This window comes from Desulfosarcina sp. (assembly GCF_041551955.1).
Lineage (GTDB): Bacteria > Desulfobacterota > Desulfobacteria > Desulfobacterales > Desulfosarcinaceae > Desulfosarcina.
On record NZ_JBFELV010000426.1, the window covers coordinates 1 to 4411 of the forward strand.

The 4411-nt window shown below is 61.2% G+C and carries 3 protein-coding genes; 2 read left to right on the forward strand and 1 reads right to left on the reverse strand.

Annotated features, from left to right (window positions below):
• On the forward strand, window positions 1-1255 hold a 1255-nt coding region (locus ABYV26_RS21705), incomplete at its 5' end, for an AMP-binding protein (protein ID WP_372683449.1).
• Window positions 1256-1259: 4 nt separating this feature from the next.
• Complete coding sequence (locus ABYV26_RS21710) at window positions 1260-2876, forward strand: AIR synthase-related protein (RefSeq protein ID WP_372683450.1); 1617 nt, start codon at window positions 1260-1262, stop codon at window positions 2874-2876.
• A gap of 342 nt (window positions 2877-3218) precedes the next feature.
• Here ABYV26_RS21710 and ABYV26_RS21715 read toward each other — a convergent pair.
• Window positions 3219-4411 (reverse strand): ATP-binding protein (locus ABYV26_RS21715; protein ID WP_372683451.1); only part of this gene is annotated, 1193 nt, incomplete at its 5' end.

Consider the following 4411-nt stretch of genomic DNA (forward strand, 5'->3'; position numbering starts at 1 on the left):
GAAAATACGGGAGCGCGGGCGGCTGGCCAGCCGGCGTTTTCCCCGGCTGCGCCGTGTCTGCTTCCTGGGTCAGGAGAAGCACCGGGGCATCTACAGCCTGCCGGAGATCATGGCCCTTGCGCCTCTGGTGACCGACAGCCAGTACGCGTCCCGCCAGGCCGATCTGGACGTCCACGACGTGGTCAACATGCAGTACACCTCCGGTACCACCGGCTTTCCCAAGGGGGTGATGCTCTCCCACCACAACATCGGCAACAACGGCTGGTGGATCGGTGAAAACCAGCGATTCACCGCGCAGGACCGGCTCTGTCTGCCGGTACCCCTGTTTCACTGCTTCGGGTGCGTGCTGGGGGTGCTGGCCGCCGTAAGCCACGGCGCTGCCATGGTGATCTTAGAAACGTTCGATCCGGTCCAGACGATGGCCTCCGTGGAGCAGGAGCGCTGCACGGCCCTTTACGGCGTTCCCACGATGTTCATCGCCATGCTGGAGCATCGCCTGTTCGACAAGTTCGACTTCTCCTCCCTGCGGACCGGCATCATGGCCGGTTCTCCGTGCCCGGTGCAGGTGATGCGCCAGGTCATGGACCGCATGCACATGAACGAAATAACCATCTGCTACGGCCTTACCGAGAATTCTCCGGTGATGACCCAGACCCTGCCCGACGACGATCTGCGGCGGCGCACGGAAACCGTTGGGCGGGCCATGCCTCAGATCGAGATCAAGATCGTGGACCCGCAATCCGGTATTCCCCTGCCGGCCGGACAGCAGGGGGAGGTGTGCTGCCGGGGATACAGCGTGATGAAGGGCTACTACAAGATGCCCGAGGCGACGGCCATGGCCATCGATGCCGACGGGTGGCTCCATTCCGGCGACCTGGGTGTTCTGGACGCGGACGGCTACCTGGCCATCACCGGCCGCCACAAGGACATGATCATCCGCGGCGGGGAGAACATCTATCCCCGGGAGGTCGAGGAATTTCTGTTCGGCATGGAAGGCGTCATGGACGTCCAGGTCGTGGGGGTGCCCAGCCAGAAGTACGGGGAGGCGGTGGGTGCTTTCATTATCCTGAAAGCGGGGGCGGATATCACCGAGAGCGACGTGAAGGATTTCTGCCGGGGGCAGATCGCCCGCTACAAGATTCCCCAGTATGTCGCATTCGTGGACAGCTTCCCCTTGACTGCCAGCGGCAAGGTCCAGAAATTTAAACTCCAGGAGCAGTCGGTCAACCTCTTCCCTGATCCAGGCGCCGGGTGAACCCATGGCCAACGCACCCTACCGAATTGACGCCGTTCTTTTCGACTTTGACGGCACCCTGACCCGGCCGGGATCCCTGGATTTCTCCGTGATCAAAAGGGCCATCGGATGCCCGGATGACGTTCCCGTGTTGGAGTTCATGGCCGGCGTCGGCGACCCTGTGCAGCGCCATGATATGGCCCGGCAATTGGATCGGTTCGAACTGGACGGGGCCGTGGCGTCGCGGCCCAATGCCGGTGCCGAGCAGCTCGTCGGCTCAATTAAAGCGGCCGGCCTGCCGGTGGGCATTCTGACCCGCAACAGCCGCGCCTCGGTGACCCGGGCCCTGGAAAATTTCTCCACCCTTCGTGTGGGTGATATCGACGTCATGGTCACCCGTGAAGATCCGGTGAAAATCAAGCCTTCCGGTGAAGGGGTGCTGCTGGCCGCCCGGAACATGGGCGTGGATCCCGCCCACGTGCTGGTGGTGGGCGATTTTCTCTTCGACATGCAGGCCGGTGGGGATGCCGGGGCCCTGACGGCCTATCTGACCAACGGCCGGCCGACTCCAGAGCACCTTGACTGCCGGTTTGTCGTCGACACGCTTTTGGATCTGGAACCGATTCTGGTCGACGGGGTCTCGCTTCCGGCCGGCAAACTGCCCAACGCCTTTCTCGGGAAACTGTTGGACAGGTATCGCATCCAAGACCCGTCGGTGATTGTGGGGCCGTCGGTGGGTGAGGATGCGGCTGCCGTGGACATCCATGGTCGGGAAGTGCTGGTGCTCAAATCCGATCCGATCACGTTCGCCACCGAATCCATCGGCCGGTATGCGGTCCTGATCAATGCCAACGACATGGCCACCGCCGGCGCCGACGCCCGCTGGATGCTGGCCACCCTGTTGCTTCCCTGTGGATTCTCGCGGGACCAGGTGCGGCGTATCTTTGCCGAGCTTCATGCGACCTGCAGGGCCTGCGGCATCACCCTGTGCGGGGGGCACACGGAGATCACCGATGCCGTCTGCCGGCCGGTGGTGACCGGCATGATGGCCGGCACGATCGCCCGCAAGGACCTGATCCAAAAGCGACGGATGGCTCCCGGCGACCGTGTGCTGGTGACCAAGGGCATCGCCGTGGAAGGCACCGCCATCATCGCTGCCGAGTTCAGGGAGCTGCTTTTGGAAAAGGGAATGACCGCAGCCGAGATCGATGCCTGCAGCCGGTTTCAGTCCATGATCAGCGTCCTGCCGGAAGCCAGGATTGCCTGGGACGTCGGTGGGATCTCGGCGCTTCACGATGTGACCGAGGGTGGCATCGCCACGGCCGTGACGGAGTTGAGCCAGGCCGGTGGCCGGGGAATCCGCATCCAGCGGGATGCGCTGCCGGTTTTTCCCCAGACACGACGAATGGCGGAGGTATTGGGCATCGATCCTTTGGGGCTTATCGGATCCGGCAGCCTGCTCGTCTGCTGCCGGCCGGACCGCGCCGGCCGGTTGCTGTCCGCAATGAAGAAAGCCGCTATCGTGGCCACGGATATCGGGGTGGTCACCGAGGCCGGACCCGGCATCGATGCCGTGGAAAAAGAGATCCCGGTGGCTTGGCCGCATTTTGATGTGGACGAGATCACGCGGCTGTTCGGTTAACCCCAGCTTTCCTGGAAGGTAAACACAATAAGAAAAACTGAGCTATTCTTGGAATACGGTTATCTATAAAACTCAAGAAGGTCTCTTTTTTGGTGTCATTCCCGCGAAAGCGGGAATCCAACCCCCCCCCATGAATCTTCCTGGATTCCGGATCTTCGCTACGCTGCGTCTGGAATGACAAACTGGGTTGATTGGTAATAGTTTTGAACTTGAGCTTTCTGGAGAACCGCATCTTGGAATTCACCGTTGGTGACATCCAGAGGCTGGTAGAAACCTGTTTATATTCATTATGATACCTTTTGTTTAGCTATCTTTATCCATGCTGTTCATACAACATTGGGGTTAATTCGATTCCAGCTCGGTTTTCACGGCCGTGCCGATGCGCTCCAGGGTATAGGGCTTTTTGACATACTGGGACGCGCCGAGGCGATGGGCCTCCCGGACGCGGTCGTTTTCGGAAAAGCCGCTGGCGATGACCGCCTTCTGGCCCGGGTGGATCTTGAGAATTTCCCGATAGGTGTCCAGGCCGTCCATGCCCGGATCCATGATCATGTCCAGGACCAGCAGGTCCGCCTGCCCCGTCTTCATGTAGTCGACCGCCGCCTCACCACTGGGGACCGATTCTACCGCGTAACCCAGGCGGGTCAGGATGCGCGTGGCAATTTCCCGCTGCTCCGGGATGTCATCCACGACCAGGATGGTTTCGCCGCGGCCTTGCAGCCCATCCAGGGAGCGGTTTTCGATGTCGGTCTGGCGGGTTTCCCGGGTCACCGGAAAATAGAGCGCGAAGCGGGTTCCCCGGCCTTGGGTGCTGACCACGTCGATATATCCGTTGTGGTCCTTTACCGTACCCCACACCACCGCCATGCCCAATCCCGTGCCGCTCCTACCCATGGCCTTCTTCGAGTAAAAGGGTTCGAAAATCCGTTTCAGGTCCTCGGGGGCGATGCCGCTGCCGTCATCGGTCACCGTCAGCACGGCATAGTCGCCTTCCTTGACCTCGTCGTAGCCCCGGATGGGATGGTCCACATACTGGCTGCGGGTGGACAAGGAGATGAATCCTTTGGCCGGATCAGCCGCCTCGGCGGCATTGGATACCAGGTTCATCACGGTTTTGGACAGGTGGACAGGAGATCCCTTGACATCCATCAGGCAATCGTCCAGATTGATTTCGAAGGAAACGTTGGGGTGATACTGTTTCAGCTTCTGATGTTCCGGGGACTGCAGGTAGTCGCTGACGATTCGGTTGAGGTTGGTCACCTGGGACACAGCCGCCCCGCGCCGGGCCAGGGTCAGCAGATCCTGAACGATAGCCGCCGCCCGCTTGCCCGATGTTTCGATGGTTCGGATGGGGCCGCGAAGGGGGCTTGCTTCGGGAAGATCCATCAGGAGCAGTTCCGGGTAGCTGACCAGCCCGCTGAGAATGTTGTTCAGGTCATGGGCCACCCCGCCGGCCAGCAGGCCGAGGGCCTCCATTTTCTCCGAGCGGTGGAGCCGGTTTTCCAGCTCGTGGTGCTCAACCATGGCAGCTCGAC

Bases quoted from the DNA above. Each gene is read 5' to 3' on its own strand.
- ABYV26_RS21710 (WP_372683450.1), top strand. From the start codon at position 1,260: ATGGCCAACGCACCCTACCGAATTGACGCCGTTCTTTTCGACTTTGAC.